Source organism: Streptomyces sp. NPDC002499 (genome assembly GCF_053595415.1).
Genome location: NZ_JBSFXO010000004.1, coordinates 390,940 through 417,204, shown reverse-complemented (window position 1 = coordinate 417,204; position 26,265 = coordinate 390,940). Strand labels below are relative to the sequence as shown.

Below are 26,265 nucleotides of genomic sequence, written 5' to 3'. Positions count from 1 at the left end.
CGAGCGCGTCGCCCCCGACTACAAGGACTGACGCCCAACGGCAAGGATCGACCCCCGACTACAAGGACTGGCCCGTCAACGGACCTCGGCCCGCAGCCCGTCCCGCAGTCGCCGCAGATCGTCCGCGCGCCGGCCCAGCCCGTTGAGGCGGAGCCGGGCCGCCTCGGTGCGGGCGTCGCGGTGGACGGTGAAGGCGAGGTCCAGGGATTCGCGCAGCATCCACAGGTCGTAGGAGAGCAGCCGGGCCGCCTGGGCCTGGGCCAGTACCAGGTCCGGGTCGGTGAGCCGGAGGTCCTGCAGCCGGGTGCGCAGGCGGTGCAGGGCGATGCTCTGCAGGCCGCAGTCCCGCGCGGTCTGGCAGGACACGGGCCCCGGCTCGCCGCACGCGGCCACCGCCTCGTCGGCCGGGCGCTGCGCCGCGACCGCGTCGTCCAGGACGGCGACCAGCGCCCGTACCTGCGCGGACCGGGGCGGACCGGCCGGGACGGGCGGAGTGGCTGGGCGAGGGAGGCGTAGGGGAATGCGCATGGCTCCTCCTGGTCGTCCTCCAGTGTGCGCCCGCCGGGGGCGGCGGGCGCCGCTAACCGCGCGTGAAGACGCCGTGGAAGCCGAAAGGGACCGGCTGCGGGACCCGGGCGCGGGCCAGTTCCGTGAAGGTCGTCGCGTCCAGGACCAGGAGATATGAGGACTGCGCGGCGGAATCCAGGACGACGGACAGGATGACGCCGCTGTCTTCGGCGCTGTCCTCGCCGGTGATGGTCTCCTCGGCGTTCCCGGCGGCGTCCTTGTCCGTCACCCTCGGTGCCGCCACGAACACCGGCTCCCCGGGATAGCTGCCCGGCTCGTGCCAGGTGAGCGTCTCGCCGGAGCTCACGTCCAGTTTGACCAGCTGGTCGAAGAAGTCGTCGCCCCCGTGGTCGCGTGCGCCGACTCCGTACGTGTACCGGTACGGGTGGCCGTTGTGGCGGCGGTAGTCGATGCGGGGGAGTTCGAGGGGCTCGTCGGAGAGGCGGGTGACCGTGACCCGGCCGGTCCCGCGGTCCACGCGCAGGCGGGTCGGAAGGGCCTGCGGGACCGGGCCGACCGTGCGGAGTCGGTCCAGGTAGAGGGCCTGGATGATCTCGGGGTCGGGATAGGCGCAGAGGTCGAGGACGACCGTGCCGCCGGCTCCGCCCGTACCGCCGTCCGCGCCCTCCACCTCCGCCGCCTCCTCCTCGTACGCGTTGATGTGGTGGAAGGCGAACATCGCCGGTGCCTCGAACTCCCCGGCCACGCTGCCGTCGGTGAGGGAGAAGAGGGTGATCCGGGTGGGGTCGTCGGGCCGCCAGCGGTAGTTCTCGATGAACGGGCGGCCGCTCAGCAGCAGCGCCAACGGGTTGACGCGGTAGGGGAATTCGACGAGCACGGCGTACGAGGGCGTGATCGCGAAGCTGTGCATGTACGACGGGTGGGTGACCTGTCTCTCGGCCACGACCTCACGCAGTGCGGCGGACTCGGTGCGCTGACGGTGGATCAGGTAGTGGCTGGTACGCCCGAAGCGGATCGAGTAGTTGACCAAGTGGTCGGCGCCCGGCTCCAGATGGGGGTGGGCCGTGGTGACCGGGGTGCTGCCGAGGTGGTCCTCGTAGCCTCGGACACCCAGGGTCTCCAGCGTGGCGGGGTCGAACTCGACCGGCAGCGGCGTCTCCGTCAGCGCCAGGGTCCGCTCGCCGAACCGGACTATGTTCACGTTGGTGTTGCCCGAGGCCGGCGGCGGGGAGAAGAGCGTGAACAGCCGCTGGAAGATCGAGCGGCACGGGTCCGTCGCGAACTCCCCGTACGAGATACGGCCGTTGGCGAGTGAGGCGGTACGGGCCGGGGTGGCGAGGTAGCGGTTCGTGTACGACACCCCGGCGGCGGCGATGTGGAAGCGGTGGATCATCGCCTGGCCGTCGAACCAGTGCCGGAAGCTGCGGTCGCCGACCTCGAAGCGGGCGGGCCCGTTGCGCAGCAGTGTCCCCGACAGCCAGGGCGGCAGTGTGCCCTCGACGGGCAGCGCGACGTCGTCGTACTCGCGCGCCGGGGTCCGCAGACCGGCGGCGTAGGGCGCCTGGTTCCCGTCCGTGCCCTGCTCACCGACCATGCCCGCCCTCTGCCCCTGTCGTCCGCGGGACAAACGCTCCCGCGTGAGGAGTAGGGGTGATCTCATTCCCCGGGAGTAGCGGGCGTGGCGCGGGGTAGTGCTGGAGGGGCAGGTCAGGAGCCTCCGAAGGCACGATGTGCCGGTGGGGTACAGGGACCAGGCTGGTGGGTATCAGGCAGGAGCCGGTGAGTCCGAGGAGGGTGTCATGAATCGCCAGATCCGTGTGCGCGTCAGCCGCCGTCCGGGGTCCGCGACGTCCTCCAGGGACTCCAGGGACGCCCGGGACCAGCAGATCGACCGCAGGACTCCGTCGGGGCGGATCCTGCCGTACTGAGTTCGCGTCGAGTCGAGTCCCGCCGTACGGACTTCGCGTCGAGTCCCGCCGTACTTGACGCAGTCCGGGCTCAGACCGGGCGGCGGGCGAGTGCCGTGCGCAGGGCGCCGCGTACCTCGGGCGGCAGGGGCGGGCCCCCGGTCCTGGCACCGGCCGTGACCGCTTCCGCGACCGTGCGCAGCTTGGTGTTGGACAGTTGGGAGGCCTCCCGCAGGATCTCCCACGCATCCTCCGAGGAGCACGCGTGCGTGGCCATCAGGACGCCTCTTGCCTGGTCGATGACCGGTCGGGAGGCGATGGCCCTGCGGAGCTGTTCGACCTCCTGGCGCAGCAGGTGAAGTTGCTCGACGCCGGTGCGGTCCGGTAACTCGGACCGCGCCCTGGTCGGGCTGTTCGGCAGCCCCGCGATAGATGCGTGTGCCACTGTGATCATGTCCCCCCTCGCCGCTTTCGACGGTCGGCACGACGTTGAAGTGCTGGAACTGCGCCTGCCCTTCGAACGGCGGGCTACACCAGGTCTCCGGGATTGACCGGCCGAGTCCGGGGTAGGCGCGCTGTCGTCCAGGTATCGGTAGGGAGGCCGTCCAGACATCAGCGTCCGGAGCATCAGTGGGGAGACGGTGTGGACAGCGGCGTTCGAGACGACGGCGACCGGAGATTCCCGGCCGGGCCGCGCGAGCCTCCCGAACCCCCCGACCCGCCCGGCCCGTTCGCGCATCTCGCCCTGCTCTACCGGGACGAACGCGAGTACCTCGACGGCGTCCTGCCCTTCGTCCGGGGCGCGCTCGCGGCCGGTGAGCCCGTCGCGGTGGCGGTGCCCACCGAGAGACTCCGGCTGATCCAGGACGAGTTCGGCACCGACCCCGCGCTGCGCCTCGTCGACATGCGGGAGGCCGGCCGCAACCCCGGCCGGATCATCCCCGGCATACTGCGCGCCTTCGCCGACACCCAGCCCCCCGGCACGCAGGTGCGGATCGTCGGAGAGCCGGTCTGGGCCGAACGCACGGCGACCGAGTACGCGGCCTGCGTCCAGCACGAGGCGCTGATCAACCTCTCCTTCCTGGGCCGCAGAGCCACCGTCCTGTGCCCGTACGACATGCGGCACCTCGCCCCGCAGGCCGGTGCCGACATCCGCGCCACCCACCCGGTGATCCTCGACGCCGGATCCGGACGGGCCCGGGACAGCGACAGCTACGCCCCCGACGCCGCGCTCGCCCGCTACAACCAGCCCCTCCCGCCCGTGCCGGACGTCCTGGCCCTCGCCTTCGACGCCGAGGCGCTCAGCGAGACCCGGCACCTGGCCACCGACGAGGGCGCCCGGCTCGGCCTGCCGCCCGCCCGACTGCCCGACCTGGCCCTGGCCATCGCCGAACTGACCACCAACAGCGTGGTGCACGGCGGGGGTTCGGGCGCGCTGCGGCTGTGGGCCGAGGACGGGTTCGTGGTCTGCGAGGTACGCGACAAGGGCCACCTCACCGACCCCCTGGCCGGCCGCCGCCCCGCTCCGCGGGCTCGACGCGGCGGACGGGGGCTGCTGCTGGTGAACCTGCTGGCGGATCTCGTACGGCTGCACACGGGGCCCGGGGGGACCACTGTGCGATGTTGGTTCCGCCGCTGACGGAGTTTCATGGCCGATGGCGTCTGCGGGACCGGGAGTTCACAACGGTGCCTGCCAACTCACCGTCGTCCCCGTACTCCCGTCCTTCGTCGTCCCGTCGTCGGAGACGGTCAGGCGTACGGCGTCCCGGCCGTCCGGGAGTTTGGTCGTCACGTCGATCACGACCTCCACGTGGGTGACGCCGGGGCGTTGGGTGGCGGCGGTGAGGGCGCGGCGCAGGGCGGTGAGGAGGTGGCCGGCGGTGCGGTCCGGGACGCGGCTGTCCACCGGTCCCGTGAACCGGGTGGAGGGGCTGCGGCCGAGCACGGCGGCGGAGGCGGACGTTTCGCGAAGCACCTTGCCCCTTAGGCCTGTCGGGGCTTCCGCGGGGGGTTGCTGGAGGGCGAAGATCGCGGTGCGGACCTCCTGGATCGTCGACTGGAGTTCGTCGACGGCCCGGCCGAGGGTCGCGTGCACCGCGTCGACGGGCCCCTTGCGCTGGGTGGACTCCAGCATCATGCCGGTGGCGAACAGCCGTTGGACGACCAGGTCGTGCAGATCGCGGGCGATACGGTCGCGGTCCTCGTAGACGGCCAGGCGGGCGCGCCGGTACTGGGCGTCGGCCAGGACCAGGGCGAGCGCGGCCTGGGAGGCGAACTGGGTGGCCAGCAGCCGCTCGACGGAGGTGTACGGGCGGTCGCCGCGCGCGCGGGGCAGGGCCAGGGTGCCGATCAGCCGGTCCTCCGCCCGCAGCGGCAGCATCATGCTGGGCCCGAACCGGTGCCGTACATGCGTGGTCATCCTCGGGTCGGTCGCCGAGTCGTCGATGAACACCGGTTCCCCGCCCAGGAGTTGGACCAAGACCGGACTGCCGGGCTCGATGGTGGTGCCGAGGATGTCGCCCGGGTCCTGCCGGGTCGAGGCGGCCACGATCTCCATGCCGCCGTCCTCGGTGGGTTCCAGGATGATCCCCGCGGAGGCGTCGGCGAGGATGCGGGCGCGCTCGGCGACCGTCTCCAGCGCGTCCGCCGCCTGTTCGCCGGTGAGCAGCGCGGTGGTGACGGCCGCGGCCCCCTCGATCCAGCGTTCGCGCTGCCGGGCCGCCTCGTACAGCCGGGCGTTGCCGATCGCGATACCGGCCTGCGCGGCGAGCACGTGCAGCAGTTGCTCGTCCTCCGCGCTGAACGGCACCTCGCCCCGCTTGCCGGCGAGGTGCAACTCGCCGAAGGTCTCCTCGTGCACGTGGATGGGCACGCTGAGGGCCGGGGCGCCGGGGGAGCGCGGGACGGCGGCGCCCGGCGTACGGATCTCGGTCAGACCGTCCTGCCCGGGATCCGTGGTGCCGAGCGCCGCGTACCGCGCACCGGTCAGTTCGGCCGCGCTGTCCACGATGTGCTGGAGGGTGGTGCGCAGTTCGAGGTCGGTACCCACGCCCAGGACGGCCTCCAGCAGCGGTGGCAGGTGGTCGGTCATGCCGGGTGCCCGGTCGGGGGTGTCTCGTACGGGAGTCTCGTACGGTGCTCAGGTGGCCAGCGGGTCGAGCACCAGCGGCTCGATCTTGCCCTCCAGCATGGCGCCGAGGCCCTGTACGGCACAGACGTCGGGGCGTTCGGCGATGTGCACCGGCATGCCGGTGGCGTGCCGGAGCATCTGGTCGAGACCGGGGAGCAGGGCGCTGCCGCCGACCATCATGATGCCGCGGTCGGCGAGGTCGGCGACCAGGTCGGGCGGGCAGTTGCGCAGCACCCGGCCGATGCCGTCGAGCACCGCGGTCAGCGGCGTCTCGATCGCGTCCCGCACGGCGGCGGTGTCGACCTGGACGGAACGGGCCAGGCCGGTGGCGACGTCCCGGCCGTGGATCTCGGTGGACGCCGGGCCCTGGGCGGTGAGGCCGTTGCCGGAGAGGGCGAGCTGGAGCGGCCGTACGGACTGGCTCGGGAGCATCAACTCGTGCTCGTGGCGCAGGTGTTGGACGATCGCGTGGTCGACGGCCTCGCCGCCGACGGGGATGCGCTCTGCGGTGACGATCGAGCCGAGGGAGAGCACGGCGACCTGGGTCGCCGCCGCCCCGCACACCATGATCATGGTGGCCTCGGGCCGCTCGACGGGCAGTCCGCAGCCGACGGCGGCGGCGATGAGCGTGTCGACGAGCTCGACGCGGCGCGCGCCGAGCCCGACCAGGGTCTCGATCGCGGCCCGCTGGGCCAGCGGATCGGCGTCGTGCGGGGTGCAGGCCGCGGCCCGCAGGCGGGGCTTGCGGCGCAGATTGCGGCGGATCTTGTCGCCGAGCAGGTGCCGCAGCATGCGCTGCGCCATCTCGATGTCGACGACGGTGCCGCCGGAGACGGGGCGGACGACGCGGATGTAGTCCGGGGTGCGGCCGGTCATCTTCTCGGCGAACTCGCCCACGGCGATCAGGGCGCCGGTGCGGGTGTTGATGGCGGCGGCGGAGGGCTGGTCCACGACGAGTCCGGCGCCCTTCACATAGACGCGGGTCCGGGCCGCCCCCAGGTCGACGGCGAAATGGCAGCGGCGCAACTGCTCCAGACTGGCGGTCATGGCTAGGTCCTCCCGAGAGCGCAGACCGTGGGCCGCCGCGGGATGGCGGACCTCGTTCCGTGGGCCGCACCGGGTGGCGGGCCTCACTCGCATCGTGCGGGGGTGGGGGTGGGGGCGCCTTTTGTGGGGGGCCGGGTGGGGTGCGGCTGAATGGGGGGTTTTGTCACATATGCCCGATGTAAATGTACCGTAAAGACGGGGGTGACTCAGAGGTATCTGGCGGCTTCCCGGAGGGGTTCGAGGCTCGGGACCATTGTCTCGCAGCCCGCCTGGCGCAGTCGCCGTTCCACGGACGTGGTGCCCGCGAGGCCGATGAACGACAGGCCGAGCCGCTGGGCGGCGGCGAGTTCGGCGACCGACGAGCCGATCACGAGGCTGGTGGGGGCCTGGACACCCGAGGTGCGCAGGGCGCGTGTCAGACAGTCGGGGTGCGGCAGCAGCCGGCGCGGGTCCGGGCCACGGCCGTGCACACCGGCCAGGGGCAGACTCTGCGGGCCGAGGTGGCGGTGGATCGCCGCCTCGCACACGTCCGAGACCACGTGGATCTGTCGGTCGGCCGCGTGCAGGGCACGGACGAGGCCAGCGGACTCGTAGTTGTCGGGGGCCACTGCGGCGGCGCGCAGTTCGAGCAGGTCCAGGCGCTCGCTCAGGGCGGGGGCGAGCCCGCTGTCCGCGAAGGCCCGCAGCACGTCCAGCGGATGGATGTACGCCTCCTGCCCGGCGACCGGACTCCCGCCGGTGCCGGTGAGGGGGCGCCCGCGGAGGGCGTCCTCGACATTGCGGTGCTCGGCCACCACACCGAGCAGGTCAAGGGCCGCCTTGCGGGCGTCTCGCGTCGAGAAAAGCCTGGTCAGGACGCCGTCGAAGCCGATCAGTACGGTCTGCGCGTTCCGCAGGAGGCCGGCCGGTGAGTCGTCCGCCTCCGCCGGCCGGCTTCGAGGCGGCTGCTGGTCGCCCTCCGGGGACAGGCTCGCCGCGAACGACACCGAGAGGCCCGGCACCGGCCACCTGCGCAGCCCGGCGCGCACGGCCTGCTGGGCCGCGCCCGCGCGCCGCAAGGGGTGGCGCCGGCTGATGCGGGAGGCCTCCTTGAGGAAGTGGTCGAGCAGGAGCGCGGAGACGTTGGCGGTCTCGCCGAGGAAGAAGGCGAGCGGGTCGTCCACGTGCCAGGACAGCTCGACCGCCGTGGTGAACGTCCCGCCGCCCGAACTCGGCAGTGGGACCTCGTACTCGGCCTGCTGGGTGGTGAGGTCGATCTCGTAGTACGTGGTGAGGCGGGGAGGGCGGCTGCCCCAGGGCTGGTTCGGGTTGAGGAGTGTGATCGGGCCATCCGGACGCGTGTGGACGATGGCCGTGCGGGCCGCGTCGGGCGGTTCGAGGCGGGCGATGTCGGGGGTCGTGAACGGGCCGCTGACCAGGTCCCGGGGCTCGGGTTCCGGCTCCGGTTCGGGTGTCGGCAGGTGCAACGGGCGGTACCAGGACAGGGGTTGGGAGTTCGGGGCGCCCATGCGGAAAGGCTCGAAGAGGGGGGCGGCGGAGGTGCGCGAGAACTCCTCGTGCAGGACGGGCGAGACGACGACCAGGATGTCGGCCTCGTGGCGGGCGAGGACGGTCGCCAGGTGGCTCGGCATGCCGGACTGGTCTGAGCTGGTGAACCACGGACCGTGCCAGAAGACCACCCGGAACGGCGGCGGGTCCTCCAAGTCGCCGAGTGCATTCGGGAGTTCACGCAGAACCGCATCGAGGAGAGGCAGGATGTCCGCCTCGGGTTCGGCCAGGACGACATAGCCGTCGGTGCGGGCCGTCACGTCGTACTCGTGCGGGGTGAGGTCCGGCGACGAGAGCAGCCCGGTCACCGCACGGCCCAAGGTGTGCCGGGCCTGCGGGTGTTCGCTCAGACCGGGCGCGTCGAAGACGATCGTGGGCCGGCCCCGCTCGGGCGAGGCCCGAAGCTCCTGGTACAGCTCGTGCAGGGCGGGGTCGATGGGGTCGCCGTGCTGCCGGGCCCTGACCTCCGCGTAGGACTCGTACGACTCGATGGCCTCCGCGATCCGGCCCATGCCCTTCAGCGCCAGGATGTGCAGCCAGCGGAAGTCCTCCCGGTCCGGGTGCTCCTGGAGGAGGGACGCGAGGTCGCCGGCCGCCTGCTCGAAGTCGCTGAGGTCCAGGTCGAGTTGGGCGCGGGTGGCGCACAGGGTGAGGCGCAGGGTGTGCAGGTGGGCGCGGGTCGCCTTGGCGGCGGGGCCGGGGATGCCGTCGAGTGGCTCGCCGTACCAGAGGTCCAAGGCCTCCTGGATCAGGGCGCGTTCGGTGCGGGGGTCCTGTTCGGGGGAGCGGCGGGCGAGGAGTTGCTCGCAGTGGAGTACGTCGATGTGGGCGTCCGGAACATGCACGGCGTAACCGTCGGCGAGGGTGGCGACGGTGCCCGGGCCGAGGATCTGCGGCAGATCCCATGCGACTGAGCGGACCCGGTGTGTGGCTTCGATTCCCGAGGGGGGCTGCTCCCACAGTCCCTCGGCCAGTTCGGCGAGGGGCACGCGGCGCCCCTGCTTGAGGAGCAGCAGGCACAACAGGGCCTGCTGCTCCGGGGAGAGCGGGCTGAGGGGCCGGTCGCCCAGGCCGATACGCAGGGGGCCGAGCATGGTGACGCTCAGCCGGTCGGCAGGCGCGTTCGTCGGCGCGAAGGTGGGCGACGACGCGAGCAGACGTACGGCATCGGTCAGATCCCCGCTCCGCGTCAGTTGGTCGCGAGCCTGCCGGAACCGGGGGTCGTGCGAGCGGTTCGCGGCGGCCAAGTCCCTGAGAAGCGCGCCGAACACCAGGAAGTCGGCGAACGCGTCGTGGCCTTCCGACTGCTCGCCCAGCGCGAACCGACTGAGTATCACCGTGCCGTCGGACCGCAACAGCAGACCGTCCCAACCGGCCTGTCCACGCACCAGGCCGCGCTCGTGCAGGGCGTCCAGCGCCGGGACCACGTCGCTCAGCAAGTGGGTGAACACCCCGAAGGAAACCGACGGTCCGCTCCCTATCTGGAGTTCGGCCATGGTCACGCCGTCCACGAACTCCACGACCAGATAAGGCCTTTGCCCCTCCACACCGAAGTCCAGCACGGGCACCACGTTCGGATGGCGCAGCTCGGCGAGTGCCTGTGCCTCCCGAAGGAACCGCTCCTGCGGGGCCACCTGGTCGGGGTACCTGTGCACCACCACCGGCCGGTCGGTCCGCACATCCACGGCCGACCACATGCGGCGACTCTGCCCTCGTTGCCCGAGGAGCCGATACCGCCCCGCGACCAGTCCGGCAACCTCCTGCCCTCCCAACCGCCGAACCGTCTCCTCCCGAACCGTCGCGATCGCCTCGGCCTCCCGCCCCCCGGCCCGCGCCCGGAACTCCCCGGCCGTCAGCCCCGCCCGCTCGTCGATCAACCCGCCCACCCGGGCCAGGAATTCACGCGTCCGCCCCCGGGCCGTGCGCGGCAGGGACCGCAGCAGCAGATCCCGTACGCCGGGACGGAAGTCGTAGGACCCCGGCGGACCCGGGATCGTGGTGAGCATGCCGCTGAGGATGATCTCGGCGAGGTGCTGGGGGCGCGGGCTGGATTCCAGGGCGTGTTGGACCAGGCGCATCACCGGCAGGGACGGGTCGGCCAGGGCGAGGTGGCTGGCCAGGCGGAAGGCCGCCGGGGACGCCGTCGAGCGGAAGTGCAGGACCAGGTCGCGGGGCGGGAGTTCGGCGATGTCGGAGGCCGCGGGCTCGGCCGGTGACGCGGGACGGGCGGGCAGTCGGGCCGCCGCGCCCGGGGTGTGGGCGCCGCCCGGGGACGCGACCAGGGCGGCCCAGTTGGCGAGCCAGGACGGGCCTGCCTCCAACACCGGGAGGACGGTGTCCCTTTGGGGGCCGCGAGGGCTGTCCGGGTCGAAGGGCGTGAAAGCGAGCCGTGCCGCGGGAGCGACCGCCGTCGCGGCGGCGAGCAGGCCCGGCTCGGCGGGCAAGGCCGTTGTGGGCCACAGGTGTTCGGGCAGTGGCTGGAGCACGGACACCGGCATCCGGTCCGCCCACCGGTGCAGGGCCCGGTACCAGCGGTCGCCCGCCGGGCCCGGGCGCCACTGCGGGCCCATGCAGTCGCTGACGACGAGGGTGACCGTGCGGCCGTCAGCGGGGTCGGGCACATGGCGGGCCCGGCCGTCGGGGCCGACCGGGTGCAGGGCGACCGCGCGGAAGATCCCGGACTGGGCGAGCGCGGTGTGCAGTTCACGCACCAGAGGGCGCCAGACCGGCATCGTCGGACCGGTGTCGTGGACGAGGTTGAGCCGCAGCCAGCGGTCGGGCGCCGGGCGCAGCACGGGCAACCAGGCCTCGGGACGCGCCCCGAGCCGGGCGATGCGGTCGGCGGTGGCGTACTCGTCGAGGACCCGGGCACGGCGCGCGGGCACCTTGCGCTTGAGGGGACGCAGGGCGCGTTGCAGGGCGAGCGGATGGTGGAGCATCGGCGGCGCGGGGGCGAGGAAGAGCCCGTCGGCCGTGATGTCCGGGGTGGGGGAAGGGGCCGAAGTCGGTGGCGTGGCCGGCGGTTTGGGGAGGTGCAGGGGGACTCGGCCGTCGGGGGTCGGGGCGGGTGGTGACGGCTTGGGGGACGCCGGGGGTACGGCGGTGGGAGCGGGACGGGGTGCGGTCGGAGGGCGTGAGGGCGCGGTCGGTACCGGGTCCTCACGGTCGGTGCCGTCCCTCTCGGCCGATCCGGCCGGCGCCAACTGCCGTGCCAGCCACAGCAGTTCCGCCAGCTCGCGCGGTGTCGGGGTCGTGCCGTCGGGGCCTGCGGCCGTGGCGAGCAGGGCCGTCAGCCGGTCGGTGGCGGAGGCGTGGGCGTTCGGCGCCGGATCAGACGCCATCGCCGTCCGCCGCCGCGCTGAGGTATGGCATCAACTGCTCGGCCAGTTCCTCCGGTGAGCCCGCGTCGAGACCCGCCACGCCGGTCAGGTAGATCGCGTTGAGGAGTTGGTCGGTGGCGAGTTCGCCGCGGCCCGAGCGCCGTAGGAAGTCCTCGATCAGGGACACGGCACGGTCGTCCGGGTCGCCGAGGTGGGCGCGGACGATCTCGGTGAGCTGCCCCCGCTCGGGGCGGCGCAGCTTCAGCCGGACGCAACGGCGCAGGAAGGCGGGCGGGAACTCGCGTTCGCCGTTGCTGGTCAGTACGACGAACGGGAACGCGCGGCAGCGGACGAGCCCGTGGTCCACGGTGACCGCCGACTCCGTGCCGTCCGCGAGGACTTCGGCCGTGCCGTCGGCGGAGTGGCGGGCGGCGCGGACCAGTTCGGGGATCTCGTACTGGCCCTCCTCCAGGACGTTCAGCAGGTCGTTGGGCAGGTCGAGGTCGCTCTTGTCGATCTCGTCGACGAGGAGGGCGCGGGGGCGGTCGTAGGGGAGGAGCGCGGTGCCGAGCGGGCCGAGCCGCAGGTGGTCCTCGACCCCGCCGCGCGGCTGCCCGTCGGCCTCCGGGCCGGGGCGGGCCGCGTACAGCCGGGACAGCGGGTCGTACTGGTAGAGGCCGTCGGCGAGGGTGCTGCGGCTGGTGATGTTCCAGCGCAGGACCGGACCGAGGCGCAGCTCGCGCGCCACCGCGTACGCCAGCGAGGACTTGCCGGTGCCGGGCGGTCCCGTGACCAGCAGCGGGCGGCGCAGACACAGCGCCGCGTTGACCAACTGGACGCTCTCCGGGGTCGCCACGTACGTCCGTGCCCGGTGCACCCTGTCCGGAGAGATCGCCGCCGCGTCGTCCCGCTCGCCGGGCGGCGGCAGCGCGGGGCCGCCGTCGAACGCGCGCCACGGCGGCGGGGCGGGCAACTCGGCGATCCCGTCGTGCGGTTCGCTGCTGCCGGTGTAGACGGACCAGTGCGGCATGGGGCGGATCTCCGGTCTGCGGGCGGGAGTTGCGGCGTTCGGTTCGGTTCAGGACGGTCGGGGTGGTGGTCAGGCCAGGGGGGACCTGGTGTGTACGGCTCCGGCGTGCTCGTCGGTGAAGCAGTGCGGGTCGTCCCACAGCAGTTGGATGTCCCGCGCCCAGTGGTCGTCCTCGGTGTCGGCCTCCTCGCGCAACTCCAGGACCGCACGCGGGAGTTCGACGGGGGAGACGTGCGAGAGGTGGGCATCGACCACGTCCAGGAACGCCGTGCCGGAACAGTCGCCCGAGCCCGCGCAGCCCGCCTCCCCCGCCGCCGCCTCGCAGCCCCGGCGCGACCACACGATCATCGGGGCCGGCGCGGTGACCGACTCCTCGAAGTGCGCGCGGGTGCGGGCCGTCGGGGACGCGGCGGCGAACCCCGCGAGACAGGCGTCGGGTTGGCGCATCCGCCGGCGGAGTTTCATGGGGTTGTCGGGACAGTCGCACGCCACGCGCTGCACGGGCGCGTCCTCGTAGGAGCGCAGTCGGTCCCACACCCGGGTCAGGACGTGCCGTTTGCCGCCCGCGCGCCGGGCGTGGTCGGTCACGACGACGGGGTACGTACGGCCGAGCGGGGTCGGGTCGTCCGGGGCGCTGCCCCAGCGGTCCACCGGCAGATCGAGCCGGTCGCGGGGCAGCGCGAACGCGATCAACTCGTCGGCGCCGGGCCGCAGATACGGGAACGCCTCCTCGACGTGGTCCTGCACATAGGCGGGCAGCCGGTCCTCCGCGACCGTGCCCGAGGCGACGAGATGGCGGCGCCGGCCGCTGTACGCGGACACCTCGACCCGGAACACGTCGTTGCCGGCGCCGCTGGGCCGTACCTCCACCAGGATCGGCGACCAGTCGGGCGTCTCGTCGGCCCGGACCGGCACGGTCAGCAGCGTGTCCAGCCGGTCGGCGAACCGCGTGGACGTCCGCGGATCGTCGACCTCGCACAGCACGAACCAGGCCGCCGCCCACAGCGACGCGAACCCCTCGGCCGGCGGCTCGGGGTCGAACTCCCCGGCCGCGTCCCGGTAGAGCCGCACCGGATCGCAGTCCAGGCCGGCCCGGGCGGCCTTCTCCACGAGCCCGCGGAGCCGTGCGCGGGAGGCGTGCGCCGGGATTTCGGCGGGGTCGAGGTCGGCCGGGGTGAGGTCGTCGAGGGAGGCGCGGTCGGTGTGAGCGGGAGCATTGCCATTGCCATTGCCATTGCCATCGGCCTTGGTCGAGTTGAGCCGTGCCCCGGCCCGTGCCCCGGCCCGCGTCCCGGCATTCGGCCAGTGACCTGCCACCCCGATCCCCTCCCGGAAGGGCACGAGGTCGCTGAGGTCGGGCCAGTAGCGGGCGATGACATGGGTGGGCATCATGCGGCCGGTGCGTACGTCCCGGGCGCGGTCCGCGGCCGTGACCATGCCGACGACCTCGCCGGTCTCCACGAGGATGACCGCGGCGCCGCTGAACCCGGCGACCAGCGGCTGGCCGTGCCCGCTCCACGCCACCAGCTGGATCCACTCGTCCATGACCGGGAAGGGCCCCGCCGTGCGGTACTCGGCGAGCGTGCCGTCGTCGTCGTACCCCTGCGGGAATCCGTACGCCACCAGCCGGCGGTCGCCGTGCGCCGCGTCGGTCGGGGCGAGCACCGCCGGGGCGATGGCGACCTCGCTCGCCAACTGGAGGACGGCCAAGTCGCCCCGGTCGGCGCGGAGTCCGGGCCAGCCGCCCCGCGCGACGACCCGCGCGGGGACCGGGTCCGCGCCCGGGTGCTGCGGGAAGGACACGGTCACCGGTGCCCGGTCGCCGTCCTGGACGACGTGCGCGCAGGTCAGCACCTTGTCCGCGGTCACCAGGAAGCCCGCGCCGGCCAGTCGGCCGCCGCACTCCACGCGGGCCTGCCACTCACCGGGGATCACGCGGACCCACCGACCTCCCGGTCGGGCGAGGGCGATGGCGAAGGCACCCGCGAGGGCGCGGGAGTCGGCGAGGGCGCGGGCGACTGCGACGGCGACCACGTCAGCTTGACCACCAGATGCCCCTCGGCCGTCCCCTTGGCGATGAACGCGCCCGCCTCGGCGGACAACTTCACGCCGAACTCGATCTCCACGCCGTCGGGTTGGAGCGCGCCGTCCCGGAACACCCGCAGCGCCGACTCGGCCGCCGAGCGCACTCCGTCCAGCGCGCCCTCGAAGGTGCGCGCCGCCTGGATCGTGCCGTCCTCGCGCCGGCGGCCGATCAGCCGGGACCCGCGCTCCTCCTCCATGGCCTCGACCGCGACCACGGCGCCGTCGTCCATCTTGAACTCGACCAAACCATCCACGACGCCCCCGTAGTCCACGGCGAACCGATCAACCTCATTGTCCCGGACGGCGTTCGGAGTTGCCCCGGTTTCGACACCCCGTTCGTGCCACCGAGCCCGCTGGCGGAAACCCGCCACCGCGCCAACCCGCCACCCCCGCACAACCCTCCCGCACCACAAGCCCCCCGACACTCTTCGCAGCACTCGACGGCGCTCGACGAGACAAAGCGAGGCGTGGATGAGCAGAGGACCAGTCGGACGCGGGGCGACCCTCCTGTCGGCGGGGCTCGTGCTGGCGCTGCTACCGACAGCACCGGCGACCGCACGGGACGGCACCCCGGGCGCCGGTACGGCGGCGGAGGCCGGTTCGGCGGCAGGCGCCGCCCGCACCGTCACCCTCGTGACCGGCGACAAGGTCACCGTCACCGACCTCGGCGGCGGCCGGAAGACGGTCACCGTCGAGCGGCCCAGGGGCGCCACCGGAGCCGTGCGCACCCAGACCGCCGACGGCGAGATCACCGTCGTGCCGGACGAGGCGCTGCCGTATCTGCGGGCCGGGACGCTCGATCAACGGCTGTTCGACGTCAGCGAGTTGATGCGGCAGGGGCTCACCGACCGGCAGACCGGTGAGCTCCCGTTGATCATGACGTACAAGAAGGGGACCCGCGCCGTCGTCCCGCGGAGCGCCACGCGGACGCGGGTGCTCGACAGTGTGCGCGGGGCCGCCGTCGAGGCCGACAAGGGGCGGGAGTTCTGGCGGGAGTTCACCCGGCAGGACGGGGTGCGGGGGCTGTGGCTCGACGGGCGGGTCCGTGCCGACATGGCCGAGAGCAACGCGCAGATCGGTACGCCGCAGGCGTGGGCGGCCGGGCTGACCGGCAAGGGCGTCACCGTCGCGGTGCTGGACACGGGGGTCGACGTCGGCCATCCCGACCTCGCCGGGCGGGTCTCCGTCAGCAGGAGCTTCATCGAGGGCGAGGAGGTCGCCGACCGCAACGGCCATGGCACGCACGTCACTTCGACCGTCGGCGGCGACGGAGCCGCCTCCGACGGCAAGGAGAAGGGCGTCGCCCCGGACGCCACCCTCGCCGTCGGCAAGGTGCTCAGCGACCAGGGCTCGGGCAGCGAGTCCCAGATCATCGCGGGCATGGAGTGGGCCGCGCGGGACGTGCACGCCAGGATCGTCTCCATGAGTCTGGGGTCCACCGAGCCCAGTGACGGCACCGATCCCATGGCCCAGGCCGTGAACACGCTCACCGAGGAGACCGGCGCCCTCTTCGTCGTCGCGGCCGGCAACACCGGCGCCCCCTCGTCCATCGGCTCGCCCGGCGCCGCCGACTCCGCGCTCACGGTGGGCGCCGTCGACGCGGCCGACCAGGCCGCCTACTTCACCAGCGCGGGCCCGCGTTACGGAGACAACGCCCTCAAGCCCGACCTCTCGGCCCCGGGCGTCGACATCCTCGCCGCCCGCTCCCAACTCGTCGACGGCAACGGCTTCTACACATCCATGAGCGGTACGTCCATGGCGACGCCCCATGTCGCCGGCGTGGCCGCCCTGCTCGCCCAGGAACACCCCGACTGGACCGGCGCGCAGCTCAAGGACGCGCTGATGTCGACGTCCGCGCAACTCGACTCGTCCGCCTATCAGTTGGGTGCCGGGCGGGTGAGTGTCCCGGCGGCCGTCGAGGCGGACGTCACCGCCACCGGGAGCGCCGATCTCGGCTTCTACAGCTGGCCGTACGAGGACGACGAGCCGGTGAGCAGGGTCGTCACCTACACCAACTCCTCCGGGTCCGCCGTCGAGTTGAGCCTCGCCGTGCAGGGCGCCCCGGACGGTGTCGCCACGCTCGCCGACACCCGCCTCACCGTGCCCGCGCACGGCATCGCGTCGACCACCGTGACCGGCGACGGAGCGAAGGCGCCGGTCGGCAACACCAGCGGGCGGATCGTGGCGTCCGTCGCCGGAACTCCCGTCGCGCACACGGCGTTCGGGCTGGTCAAGGAGGAGGAGCGGTACACGCTCACCGTCCACGTCAAGGACCGGGCCGGCGCGGCCACCGCCGCCGACCTCGTGGTGCAGCGGCTCGCCCAGGGCGCGGACCCGTCCTCGGCGTCCGTCGACGACACCGGCACACTGAAGCTGCGGCTCCAGCCGGGGACGTACAGCATCACCTCCTTCCTCGACGTGCGGGGCAGCCGCGGCGCCGACTCGCTCGGCCTCGGTTTCCTCGCGGCGCCCGAGATCACGCTGGACCAGGACCGTGAAGTGACCCTCGACGGACGGGCGTTGCGGGAGATCAGGGCCGAGGTCGACCGGCGTACCGAGACCCGGCAACTGCTCATGGAGTACGACCGCAACGCCGGTGGATCCGATCTCTTCGGGGCGGTCCAGGTGCCCGTGAAGTACGACAGCGTCTTCGCGGCGCCCACGAAGAAGGTCACCCAGGGAGGCTTCGAGTACCGGACCGTGTGGCGGCTCGGGAAGCCGTCGCTGGAGGTCAAGGGCGTGCGCGAGGCCGTCGTGCAGCCGGGCGGCACGCTGATGGAGGGACGTACGCGGCTGCCGCTCGTGGAGGTCGGGGACGGTCCGATGACAGGTGCGGTGCGGGGCCGGGCGGTGCTCGCGCGGCTCGCCGACGGGGGCGATCCGGTCGCCCTCGCCCGGGCCGCGCAGGACGCGGGCGCCAAGGCGCTGTTCGTGACCGACGACCGACCCGGGCGGCTCAACGCCTGGTGGGGCGACGACGACGGGGACCGGGCGTTGCAGATCGCCACAGTCGACGCGGCCGATGCGGCCCGGCTCCGCGCGGCCGGGCGGGTCGACATGACCGGGACGCGCAACACGCCCTATATGTACGACCTTTCGCAGGGGCACGCGGGGGCGATCCCGAACCGCGATCTGACGTACGCGCCGAGCGGGCGTGAACTCGCCGCCGTGGGAGTGAAGTTCCATGCCGCCGAGCCGGTGGGCGGGAGTGAGTTCCGGTACTCGATCACCGGGACCTTCCCCATCGGCATCGGGTTCCAGGAGCGGATCGACTATCCGGCCGAGCGGACCGACTACGTGTCCACCGGGCCCGGGCAGCTGTGGCACGAGTCCGTCACCGCGGCCGACGGGGCGTTGGAGGAGCGGAGCGGGTTGGTGCGGTACCGGGGCGGCTCGCGTCCCGCGCTGGACTGGTTCAAGCCGGTCTGGCATCCGTGGCTCGGCACCGGGCTCGGCTGGGGTCAGCAACGCTCGGGCAATCAGCTGCAGTTCAACACGCCCGGCTGGGGCGACTCCGGGCCCGACCACACCGGGTTCGGGGACGTGTGGAGCACGGAGACCGGCATGTCCCAGTACACGGAGGTGTATCTGGACGGCGAGTTGGTCGACCGACGGCAGAGTTCGGGAGCGTACGCCTGGGACGCGCCCGCCGACGAGCACACGTACAAGGTCGTCACCGACACCGCGCTCGACGCCGACCGTTGGCGGTTGTCCACGAAGGGCCATGCCGAGTGGACCTTCCGCTCAGCGGCCACCCCCGACGACCGCTGGACCTTCCTGCCGCTGATCAACCTCGCCTTCGACGTCGACACCGACCTCGCGGGCGATGTGCGGGGCGGGGCGCGGCTGCCCGTCGGGATCCGGGCGGAGTACGTGAAGGGCGCCCCGGACGCCGGGACCATCGGCGACGAGAAGCTCGAAGTGTCGTACGACGACGGGAAGTCGTGGCGGCCGGTACGACTCACCGGCACCGGCACCGGCCACGGCACGCTGACCGTGCCCCGAGATGCCTCCTACATCTCTCTGCGGGCCGCCGCGAGCGACGACCGGGGCGGCTCGGTGACGCAGGAGGTCATTCGGGCGGTGGGGGTGAAGTAGGCAGGGGGAGGCAGGTTCTACGGTGCGGGGCGAGTCGGGACCACGCCCCGCACCACTCCCAGCTCCACCAAGTCCTGCGGACGGAGCCGGAGTTGATCGGCGGTGGCCTCCGCCTGGTCGGCCGGGCGTTTGAGGATGGCGGCCGCCATCTCCGGGGCGATGACGGAGAAGTAACTGTCCGGCGTGGCCCAGGTGTTGCCGGGCGCGGCCAGCGCCAGTGCCCCGCCCGAGCCGCCCTCGCCGATCACCAGCGTGGTGACCGGCGTCCGCGCCGACGCCACCGCCGCGAACACCTCGGCGATCGCGGCCCCGGCCCCCTGCCGCTCCGCCTCCGCGTCGTTGGCGGCACCCGGGGTGTCCACCAGCGTCAGCACGGGGATACCGAGCCGGCCGGCGAGCCCGATCAGCCGAGCGGCGGTCCGATAGCCCGCCGGACGCGTCGCCGTACCGGTCTGCGCGGCATACGCGACGGTACGCCCCGCCCGCTCACCGAAGCCGCACAGCATCCCGGGGTCGGTACCACCGCAACGGTCACCGGAGAGGTCGGCGCGGTGGGTGAAGTAGGCGTCCAAGTAGGCCTGGGCTCGCGGGCGTTGAGGGGAACGGGCGGCCTGGACGGCGTCTCTGCCGGTGGCGGGAAGCTCGGGGGAGCCGAGGGCGGTGGGCGGGGATGCCGCCTCCGATGTCGCTGATGTCAGCAGCCGCAGCCACACCCCCAGCCGCTCCCGAAGGTTCTCCGGCGGCACGATCTCGTCCAGCGCGCCCGCCGTCAGCTGGGCCTCCGCCGTGTAGGCCGTCGGGTCGGCGTCCGGCGGGCGGACCCGGGAGCCGGCGAAACCGACCTGCGCGCCCGGTACGGCGAGGATCAGGTCCGAGTCCGCGCCCAGCGTGGCCCAGCCGCCGCCCGTGGTGGGGTCGCGCAGGACGGCGATCTGGGGGAGGCCGGCTGCCCTCGTGAGCGCCGACTGGTGGGCCACGCGCTGGAGTTGGGTGAGGGCGAGCATGCCCTCCTGCATGCGGCTGCCGCCCGTGGCGACCAGGGGGACGACCGGGAGGCGGTGGGCGCGGGCGTGGACGTACGCCGACTCGATGCGGTCGCCGGTGCGTTCGCCGAGCGAGCCGCCGAGGAAGCCGAACTCGAACGCGATCAGCACGGCCGGCGTGCCCGCGACGCGCGCGGTGCCGCACACCACGGACTCCTGCTCGCCGGTGCGCTCGGCGGCGCGGGCGCGCGAGGCGTCGTAGCCCTGCCAGCCGAGGGGGCCGTCGGGCTTGGACTCCCTTGGTGCGGAGGGGAGTTCGGTGAAGGTCGTGGTGTCGGTGACCAGGGCGAGGATCTCCCGGGCCGAGCGGCGGTCAGTCACGGGCCAGCGCCCGCTTCATGATCTTCCCCATGTCGTTGCGGGGGAGGGCGGAAAGGTGGTGCACCACCCTGGGCCGCTTGTGCGGGGCGAGCCGGCGGGACACGTGGTCGGCCAACTCGCTGTCGCTGGGCGGATCGCGGGGATCGGCCGGCACGATCCACGCCACGATCCGCTCGCCCAGGTCCTCGTCCGGCTCCCCGGTCACCGCCGCCTCCCGCACCCCCGGATGCTCGAGGAGCGCGTTCTCGATCTCGCCCGCCCCGATCTTGTAACCCCCGCTCTTGATCAGGTCGGTGGCCTTGCGGCCGACGATCCGCACGTACCCGTCGGGTTCGCGCACCGCCATGTCGCCGGTGCGGAACCAGCCGTCGGCCGTGAACGCGGCCTCCGTCGCGTCGGGCCGGTTGAGGTAGCCGGTGAAGAGATTGGGGCCGCGCACCTGGATCTCGCCGACGGTCTCCCCGTCGTACGCGGTGAGTTCGGTCCCGTCCTCCTCCACCAGCCGCAGCTCCACACCCGGCAGCGGCACGCCGACCGTCCCGGCCCGTGCCTCACCGTCCGCCCGCACGCTGGTGTTCATCAGCGTCTCCGTCATCCCGTACCGCTCGACGACCCGGCGTCCGGTCGCCGCCTTGATGCGCTCGTGGTCGTGCACGGGCAGCGCGGCCGAGCCGGAGACCAGCAGCCGCGCCCGCCTCAGCGCCTTCGCCAACTCCGGTTCCTCGGACAGCGCTTGGGCGATGCGGTGGTACATCGTCGGCACCCCGAACAGCATGGTGGCGCCGTCGCTCAGCTCCCTCGCCACGCCCTCCGTGTCGAACCTGCCCAGATGCCGGACGCTGCCGCCGCGCCGCAACGGTCCCAGGATGCCGAGCACCAGCCCGTGCACATGGAACAGCGGCAGCCCGTGCACCAGGACGTCGTCGCCGGTCCACTGCCAGGCGTCGGCGAGCGCGTCGAGGGTGGACGAGATCGCCCGGCGGGGGAGGACCGCGCCCTTGGGCGGGCCGGTGGTGCCGGACGTGTAGACGATCAGGGCCGGTTCCTCGTCGCCGGGTTCCTCGTGGACCTCCGTCCGATCACCGACGGTGCCCCGCACGTCGACGTCGATGCGTTCCAAGTCCCGTAGCGCCGAGGGAAGTTCGTCACCGGGCGCGGCCAGTACCAGCGCGGGCGCGCTGTCCCCCAGGATGTGGCCCAGTTCCTTCTCCCCCGACTTCGGGTTGAGCGGCACCGCGGCGATCCCGGCCCGCAGCGCCGCCACGACCGCGACGGCCGTCTCCAGCGTCGGGGTGGCCCAGACGGCGACCCGGACGGTGGAGGCCCGGTCGCCGCCCGTGATCCGGGCCGCCAGGGCGTCCGTCGCCGCCGCCAGTTCCTGGTACGTCAGGGTTCGCTCGCCGAAGGACAGGGCGACCCCGTCATCGGGGGCGGCCAGGGCGGGGAAGAGGGGGGAAGTCACGCGGGGCACTCCTGGGCGGTCGGGGGCATCACCCCCGTTCCTACACCACGTCCGCCACCACACAGCTGATGTTGTCCGGACCGCCGGCCTCGTTCGCCGCGTCGACCAGGGCCCGTACCGCCTCCTCCGGGTCCGCCTGCGCGGTGAGGAGTTCGCGGATCCGGTGCTCGGCGACGACCGCGGTCAGACCGTCGGAGCACAGCAGGTAGCGGTCGCCGCGGTGGGCGTCGTGGAGTTTCAGGTCGGGGGCGCCGGTCGTCAACGCCTTGAGGAGCAGGGCGCGTTGCGGATGGGCGCCGGCCTCCTCCGGTGTCAGCCGGCCCTCGTCGATCAGCGACTGGACCACCGAGTGGTCGTGCGTGATCCGGAAGAGCCCGCCGTCGCGCAACAGATACGCGCGGGAGTCGCCGATGTGGACCAGGGCCAGCTTCGAGCCCGTCCACAGCATCGCGGTCAGGGTGGTGCCGTTCTCGTCGGGGTCGGCCACGTCACGGACCGCCTCGGTCGCGCCGCGTACCGCCTCCTCCAGGAGGTTGAGCACATTGCCCGCCGGGACCTCCTCGGTGTCCAGGAAGCGCAGCGCCTCCACGGCCGCGCCGCTCGCGGGGGCGCCCGCCGGGCCGAACCCGTCGGCGACCGCGAGCAGGCGGGTGCCCGCGTACGCGGTGTCCTGGTTGGCGGGGCGGACCCGGCCGCGGTCGGAGTGGGCGGAGTAACGGAGTTCCAGCATGGTGGTGTCCTTCACGGTGACGTCCCTCGCGGACTGTTCCGACAGGTGGTGGACCAGGAACGCGGCGAGGTCCCGCCGTACCGCCGTCTGCGCCTCGATCTCCGCCCAGTACGCGCGGATCTCCCGCGCGGCGGCCGCCGGTTCGAGGGCGCACACCTCGCGGATCCGCGCCAGCGGCATGCCGAGCCGGCGCAGCCACGCGACCAGCCGCGCCCGCTCCAGCTGCGCGACCGCGTAGTAGCGGTAGCCCGTGTCGGGGTCCACCCGCGCCGGCCGCAGCAGCTCCAGCTCGTCGTAGAGCCGCAGCGCCTTCGGCGACAGCCTGCACGCCCGCGCGAAGGCCCCGATCGTCAGCATGTCCGTGCCGTTCATGCGCACCTCGACCTCTTCCGGTTCCGTCACCGATGCTGGGGCTTCACCGAAGGGGAAGGTCAAATGGGTTGCCGCGGTTGCGGGGACCGCGGTTAGCCTGCGCGGACGCGCCCTCGCACAGGACCAGGGGCGTCCCGCAACCGGAACGGAGTGCCACCGTGCCCCGCATCGCCCTCGTCACCTTCGACCCCAGCCCCGAACCCAGCCCCGACCGGGACCTCCCGGTGCTGCTGGCGGCGCTGCGCGAGACCGGGGCCGAGGCGGAGGCGGTGTTCTGGGACGACGCCGACGCCGACTGGGCCGGCTACGACCTCGCGGTGATCCGCTCCACCTGGGACTACAGCCGGCGGGCCGCCGAGTACCAGGCCTGGGCCGAGCGCTGCGGCAAGGCCACCCGGCTGGCGAACCCGGCCGAGGTGGTCCGCTGGAACACCGACAAGCGGTACGTCGGCGACCTCGCCGCGGCCGGCGTGCCCGTCATCCCCACCCGCTACCTCGCGCCGGGCGACGCCCCCGACCTCCCGGAGGACCACGAGTACGTCGTCAAGCCGACGTCCGGCGCGGGCTCCCGCTACGCCGCGCGCTACGCGCCGGAGGACCGCGACCGGGCGCTGGGGCACCTCGCGCGCATGCACGAGGAGGGCCTGACGGCGATGGTGCAGCCGTACATGCGGGGCATCGACGCGGCCGGCGAGCGGGCCCTGCTGTTCATCGGCGGCACGCTCCTGCACGCCAGCCGCAAGCGGGCCGTCCTGGCCCCGGGCACGGCCTACGACGACGCGCGGACCGCCCACCCGGGCCTGGAGCCGTGGACCGCGACCCCGGCCGAGCGCGCGGTCGCCGAGCGCGCCCTGGCCGCCGTACCGCAGTCGCCCGAGTTGCTGTACGCGCGCGTGGATCTCGTCGACGGGGACGACGGGGAGCCGGTGGTGATGGAGCTGGAGCTGGTCGAGCCGAACTTCTTCCTGTTCCTGCACCCGGACTCGGTGCCGGTGGTCAGGGACGCGATCCTGGCGGCGGCCCGTCGCTGACCGCGGTCCGCTGGAGCAGCCCCCAGGTGAATTCCGCTACGACGTTCCGCCGCACACCCGCTCCGTCCGGAGCCGCGAACGCCAGCCCCCAGCGGGTCGGCGCGCTGCCCTCCAGGGGGCGGGCGGGGGCGAAGGCGCGGGCGGCCTCGTCGACCGTGCAGGACCAGGGGGTGAGGTCGTCGAGGGTGCGCAAGGGCGGGGGCTCGGCGCCGGGGGCGCGGATCAGCCACTCGTTCCAGACGGCGCCGTTCGGGGCGAGCAGCACCTCGAAGCGCAGGTCGGGCCAGAGGGGGACCGGCCAGAGCAGGGCCTCGCAGTCCAGGTCGCCGATCGTGCGCTCGATCGTCGACTCGGGGGCGCCGAGGATCGAGCGGTAGCGGGAGGCGGCGCCACGCGCGCGTGGGGAGCGGGCCATCGCCTGCCACCGCTTGTTGGCCTCGCGCATGTCGGCGAGCGAGGCGCCCAGCTCACGGCGGGCGTCCTCGACCCGGTCCGGGTTGTGATCGGCCATGCGGCGCAGCAGGACGAGCTGGAAGTCCAGCGGGGTGAAGGGGCGGAAGGAGCCGGACGGTCCCGTGGAGCTACCGGGGCGCTTTGCGGAGGGCATGCGCACCATCGTCGCCCATCACCGATCCGCCCGGACGGCGGCCGTCGGGCAGGAACAGGACCGAGTTGACGTACCGCGGGTGACGGCGGAAGGGCAGTACGCGGCCCAGCAGCCCCTGGGGGACGACGTGCGCGGCGCCTTCCTGGTGCTCCTCCAGCGGGAAGGACGACAGCGGGACCCAGGTGTCGCCGGGCAGCACCCAGCCCTCGTAGCGCAGCAGCGAGAGGTAGGTGACGACCGGCCCGATCGGCTGGATCCGGGACTCCAGCTCGACGAAGAGGGCCGGGCGGTCGCGGGAGAGCAGCCCGGTGGCGCCGCGCAGCACCGCCAGCTCGCTGCCGTCCACGTCGACCTTGATGAAGCCGACGTCCCGCAGCCGCAGTTGGTCCAGCGTGACGCAGCTGACGTGCAGGGCGTGCGCGTGGATGTCGCGGCGGACCAGGGACGACACCCCCCGGTCGCCGTCGTCGAGCGCCGGGAACCACAGCCGGGCCGTGCCGGGCCGGTCCGCGGCGGCGGCCTGTACGACCCGTACGTTCGCCGGGACCCAGGCGGTCAGCAGCCGCGCCAGGTGCGGTACCGGCTCGACGGTCACCACCCGGTGCGCCCGCCGCGACAGCCGCCGCGTCCACGGGCCGTACCAGCCGCCGACGTCGACCGCGGTCCCGCAGCCGGCCGGGCACAGGTCCCCGAGCCGGGCCAGTTCGGGCTCGAAGCGCGGGTACACCGCCCGGGCGGCGGCCGCGACCAGGCGGGTGGGCAGCAGCCGGGCGAGGCGGGCGGCGAGGGTGGGGGCGGGCACGGGAGCGGCGGCGGGCGCGCGCACGGGACTCTCCGATTCATGACTCACTGGACCCTCCGATTCAGGTCTCACGGGACCATCCGCTTCAGCAGGGCCTCGTGCTCGTCGTCCGACACCTGCTCGCCGGAGGAGGGCAGCAGCTGCGGGATGCCGTCGACGATCGGGTAACGGCGGTGCAGGCGTGGGTTGTAGAGGATCTCGCCGTCGGCGACGAGATGCAGCGGGCCCTTGTCGAGCGGGCACGCCAGGATCCGCAGCAGTGGGTCGTCGGGGTTCATGGGGGCGTCAACTCCTTTGCACCGATGGGGGGTTGGGGTGCGGGATCGTGCCTGGGCATGGCCAGCAGCACGGACACGGCCAGGGCGGTGCCGCCGATCCGCAGGGCGAGCCGCACCGGTTCGTGCGGCAGCGCCTCGCCGAACGAGAGCGTGCCGAGCACCGCCGTGTACAGACAGGTCACCGTCGTGCACACCGGCACGATCAGCGAGGCCCGGCAGCGCTGCAGCGCCGCCTGCGACATGACCAGGCCGAACACGCCGGTGCACAGCAGGAGATACGGGTACGGGGAGCGCAGCAGGTCGACGACCGCACCACCGAGTCCACTGGTCGTCAGGTAGCTCGACACCCCCTTGATCGCCAGCGAGCTGACCCCGTACAGCAGGCCCACCGCGACGCCGTACTCCACGCCCGTGGTCGGCGCGCGGTGCCGGTGCCGGGCCCGGCGCTCGGCGGCCCCGTACAGCCACACGCCCCCGGCGAGCGACGGCACGCACACCAGCAGGATCAGTTGATACGGCGCACTGCGGCTGACGGTGTCCGCGCCGCCCCCGGACTCCTTCAGCGACAGCACGACCATGAGCAGCGCGGCCAGGATCGCGCCCAGCGCGTACCGTTCGCGACCGGTCGTCTCCTCGCCCAGCAGCCGGGCCGACAGCAGCACGAGGAGCACCAGGCCGGAGACGAAGATGCCCTGCGCGGCGGCGATCGGCAGCGTCCGGTAGACGACGAGCTGCGCGCCGAAGCCGGCGGCCAGCGTGAGCGAGCCGCCGATCCACAGCGGGCTGCCGATCACCAGCCGCAGCAGTCGCGCGGGTTGACGGATCGTCACCTCCGGCAGGCTGGACAACGCCCGCTTCTCCAGGACGAATCCGAGACTGTAGAGAAGGTTCGCCAGCAGGGCCGCGGCCACTCCCACCCACATGGG

Annotated in this window: 19 protein-coding genes and 1 pseudogene; 4 read left to right on the top strand and 16 right to left on the bottom strand. The window is 73.2% G+C overall.

From position 1 onward, the window contains the following. Positions 1–75: 75 nt before the first annotated feature. On the bottom strand, positions 76–528 hold the full coding sequence (locus ACWD5F_RS12895; RefSeq protein ID WP_451253762.1) for a hypothetical protein: 453 nt from the start codon (positions 526–528) through the stop codon (positions 76–78). A gap of 52 nt (positions 529–580) precedes the next feature. Continuing rightward, positions 581–2,122, bottom strand: a complete 1,542-nt coding sequence (locus ACWD5F_RS12890) for a carotenoid oxygenase family protein (RefSeq protein WP_451253761.1) — start codon at positions 2,120–2,122, stop codon at positions 581–583. Positions 2,123–2,327: 205 nt separating this feature from the next. On the opposite strand from ACWD5F_RS12890, the gene ACWD5F_RS12885 reads away from it, so the two are divergent. Beyond that, positions 2,328–2,456, top strand: a complete 129-nt coding sequence (locus ACWD5F_RS12885) for a hypothetical protein (RefSeq protein ID WP_280876486.1) — start codon at positions 2,328–2,330, stop codon at positions 2,454–2,456. A gap of 70 nt (positions 2,457–2,526) precedes the next feature. On the opposite strand, the pseudogene ACWD5F_RS12880 reads toward ACWD5F_RS12885, so the two are convergent. After that, positions 2,527–2,802, bottom strand: a pseudogene (locus ACWD5F_RS12880) (ANTAR domain-containing protein); the annotation flags it as partial. Between the two features lie 276 nt (positions 2,803–3,078). On the opposite strand from ACWD5F_RS12880, the gene ACWD5F_RS12875 reads away from it, so the two are divergent. Then, on the top strand, positions 3,079–4,074 hold the full coding sequence (locus ACWD5F_RS12875; protein ID WP_451253759.1) for an anti-sigma factor RsbA family regulatory protein: 996 nt from the start codon (positions 3,079–3,081) through the stop codon (positions 4,072–4,074). Between the two features lie 39 nt (positions 4,075–4,113). On the opposite strand, the gene ACWD5F_RS12870 is transcribed toward ACWD5F_RS12875, so the two are convergent. From ACWD5F_RS12870 to ACWD5F_RS12845, 6 genes are all read right to left on the bottom strand, one after another. Then, a complete protein-coding gene (locus ACWD5F_RS12870; RefSeq protein ID WP_451253757.1) occupies positions 4,114–5,526 on the bottom strand; it encodes a GAF domain-containing protein in 1,413 nt (470 codons plus the stop codon). Between the two features lie 48 nt (positions 5,527–5,574). Beyond that, positions 5,575–6,612: a rod shape-determining protein gene (locus ACWD5F_RS12865; RefSeq protein ID WP_123999669.1), complete on the bottom strand. Its 1,038-nt coding sequence runs from the start codon at positions 6,610–6,612 to the stop codon at positions 5,575–5,577. A 206-nt stretch (positions 6,613–6,818) separates the two neighbouring features. Next, positions 6,819–11,501 carry an SAV_2336 N-terminal domain-related protein gene (locus tag ACWD5F_RS12860; RefSeq protein WP_451253755.1) on the bottom strand — a complete coding sequence of 1,561 codons (4,683 nt, stop codon included), beginning with the start codon at positions 11,499–11,501 and terminating at the stop codon, positions 6,819–6,821. Then, positions 11,491–12,510 carry an AAA family ATPase gene (locus ACWD5F_RS12855; RefSeq protein ID WP_451253753.1) on the bottom strand — a complete coding sequence of 340 codons (1,020 nt, stop codon included), beginning with the start codon at positions 12,508–12,510 and terminating at the stop codon, positions 11,491–11,493. Before ACWD5F_RS12855 ends, ACWD5F_RS12860 begins: the two co-directional genes overlap by 11 nt. 69 nt (positions 12,511–12,579) lie before the next feature. Further along, positions 12,580–14,544, bottom strand: a complete 1,965-nt coding sequence (locus ACWD5F_RS12850) for a VMAP-C domain-containing protein (RefSeq protein ID WP_451253751.1) — start codon at positions 14,542–14,544, stop codon at positions 12,580–12,582. Further along, positions 14,442–14,849 carry a CU044_2847 family protein gene (locus ACWD5F_RS12845; RefSeq protein WP_401727826.1) on the bottom strand — a complete coding sequence of 136 codons (408 nt, stop codon included), beginning with the start codon at positions 14,847–14,849 and terminating at the stop codon, positions 14,442–14,444. Before ACWD5F_RS12845 ends, ACWD5F_RS12850 begins: the two co-directional genes overlap by 103 nt. A 217-nt stretch (positions 14,850–15,066) precedes the next feature. Here ACWD5F_RS12845 and ACWD5F_RS12840 point away from each other — a divergent pair, with 217 nt between their 5' ends. Continuing rightward, the gene (locus ACWD5F_RS12840; protein ID WP_451253749.1) at positions 15,067–18,693 is read left to right on the top strand and encodes a S8 family serine peptidase; all 3,627 of its coding nucleotides are present in this window, start codon (positions 15,067–15,069) and stop codon (positions 18,691–18,693) included. A gap of 17 nt (positions 18,694–18,710) precedes the next feature. Here the strand turns inward: ACWD5F_RS12840 and ACWD5F_RS12835 are convergent, their stop codons facing one another. From ACWD5F_RS12835 to ACWD5F_RS12825, 3 genes are read right to left on the bottom strand one after another with little or no spacing between them, the layout of a single operon-like run. Then, the gene (locus ACWD5F_RS12835; protein ID WP_451253747.1) at positions 18,711–20,057 is read right to left on the bottom strand and encodes a carboxyl transferase domain-containing protein; all 1,347 of its coding nucleotides are present in this window, start codon (positions 20,055–20,057) and stop codon (positions 18,711–18,713) included. Then, positions 20,050–21,519: an acyl-CoA synthetase gene (locus ACWD5F_RS12830; protein WP_451253745.1), complete on the bottom strand. Its 1,470-nt coding sequence runs from the start codon at positions 21,517–21,519 to the stop codon at positions 20,050–20,052. Before ACWD5F_RS12830 ends, ACWD5F_RS12835 begins: the two co-directional genes overlap by 8 nt. Positions 21,520–21,559: 40 nt before the next feature. Continuing rightward, on the bottom strand, positions 21,560–22,621 hold the full coding sequence (locus ACWD5F_RS12825; protein ID WP_451254124.1) for a MerR family transcriptional regulator: 1,062 nt from the start codon (positions 22,619–22,621) through the stop codon (positions 21,560–21,562). 158 nt (positions 22,622–22,779) lie between these two features. Here ACWD5F_RS12825 and ACWD5F_RS12820 point away from each other — a divergent pair, with 158 nt between their 5' ends. After that, positions 22,780–23,652: an ATP-grasp domain-containing protein gene (locus ACWD5F_RS12820; protein ID WP_451253743.1), complete on the top strand. Its 873-nt coding sequence runs from the start codon at positions 22,780–22,782 to the stop codon at positions 23,650–23,652. Here ACWD5F_RS12820 and ACWD5F_RS12815 read toward each other — a convergent pair. The 4 genes from ACWD5F_RS12815 to ACWD5F_RS12800 are packed head-to-tail and all read right to left on the bottom strand — an operon-like array spanning position 23,618 to position 26,250. After that, the gene (locus ACWD5F_RS12815; RefSeq protein WP_451253741.1) at positions 23,618–24,268 is read right to left on the bottom strand and encodes a hypothetical protein; all 651 of its coding nucleotides are present in this window, start codon (positions 24,266–24,268) and stop codon (positions 23,618–23,620) included. The genes ACWD5F_RS12820 and ACWD5F_RS12815 overlap by 35 nt on opposite strands. Further along, a complete protein-coding gene (locus tag ACWD5F_RS12810) occupies positions 24,234–25,085 on the bottom strand; it encodes an FkbM family methyltransferase (RefSeq protein ID WP_451253739.1) in 852 nt (283 codons plus the stop codon). Before ACWD5F_RS12810 ends, ACWD5F_RS12815 begins: the two co-directional genes overlap by 35 nt. A gap of 44 nt (positions 25,086–25,129) precedes the next feature. Beyond that, positions 25,130–25,339, bottom strand: a complete 210-nt coding sequence (locus ACWD5F_RS12805) for a Trm112 family protein (RefSeq protein ID WP_123999662.1) — start codon at positions 25,337–25,339, stop codon at positions 25,130–25,132. After that, positions 25,336–26,250 (bottom strand): hypothetical protein, encoded by a 915-nt coding sequence (locus tag ACWD5F_RS12800; RefSeq protein WP_451254122.1) that lies wholly within the window; start codon positions 26,248–26,250, stop codon positions 25,336–25,338. Before ACWD5F_RS12800 ends, ACWD5F_RS12805 begins: the two co-directional genes overlap by 4 nt. Between the last annotated feature and the right edge of the window lie 15 nt (positions 26,251–26,265).

Coding starts and splice junctions, on each gene's coding strand:
- ACWD5F_RS12895 (WP_451253762.1), bottom strand. CDS start 528: ATGCGCATTCCCCTACGCCTCCCTCGCCCAGCCACTCCGCCCGTCCCG.
- ACWD5F_RS12890 (WP_451253761.1), bottom strand. CDS start 2,122: ATGGTCGGTGAGCAGGGCACGGACGGGAACCAGGCGCCCTACGCCGCC.
- ACWD5F_RS12885 (WP_280876486.1), top strand. CDS start 2,328: ATGAATCGCCAGATCCGTGTGCGCGTCAGCCGCCGTCCGGGGTCCGCG.
- ACWD5F_RS12870 (WP_451253757.1), bottom strand. CDS start 5,526: ATGACCGACCACCTGCCACCGCTGCTGGAGGCCGTCCTGGGCGTGGGT.
- ACWD5F_RS12865 (WP_123999669.1), bottom strand. CDS start 6,612: ATGACCGCCAGTCTGGAGCAGTTGCGCCGCTGCCATTTCGCCGTCGAC.
- ACWD5F_RS12860 (WP_451253755.1), bottom strand. CDS start 11,501: ATGGCGTCTGATCCGGCGCCGAACGCCCACGCCTCCGCCACCGACCGG.
- ACWD5F_RS12855 (WP_451253753.1), bottom strand. CDS start 12,510: ATGCCGCACTGGTCCGTCTACACCGGCAGCAGCGAACCGCACGACGGG.
- ACWD5F_RS12840 (WP_451253749.1), top strand. CDS start 15,067: ATGAGCAGAGGACCAGTCGGACGCGGGGCGACCCTCCTGTCGGCGGGG.
- ACWD5F_RS12825 (WP_451254124.1), bottom strand. CDS start 22,621: ATGAACGGCACGGACATGCTGACGATCGGGGCCTTCGCGCGGGCGTGC.
- ACWD5F_RS12815 (WP_451253741.1), bottom strand. CDS start 24,268: ATGGTGCGCATGCCCTCCGCAAAGCGCCCCGGTAGCTCCACGGGACCG.
- ACWD5F_RS12805 (WP_123999662.1), bottom strand. CDS start 25,339: ATGAACCCCGACGACCCACTGCTGCGGATCCTGGCGTGCCCGCTCGAC.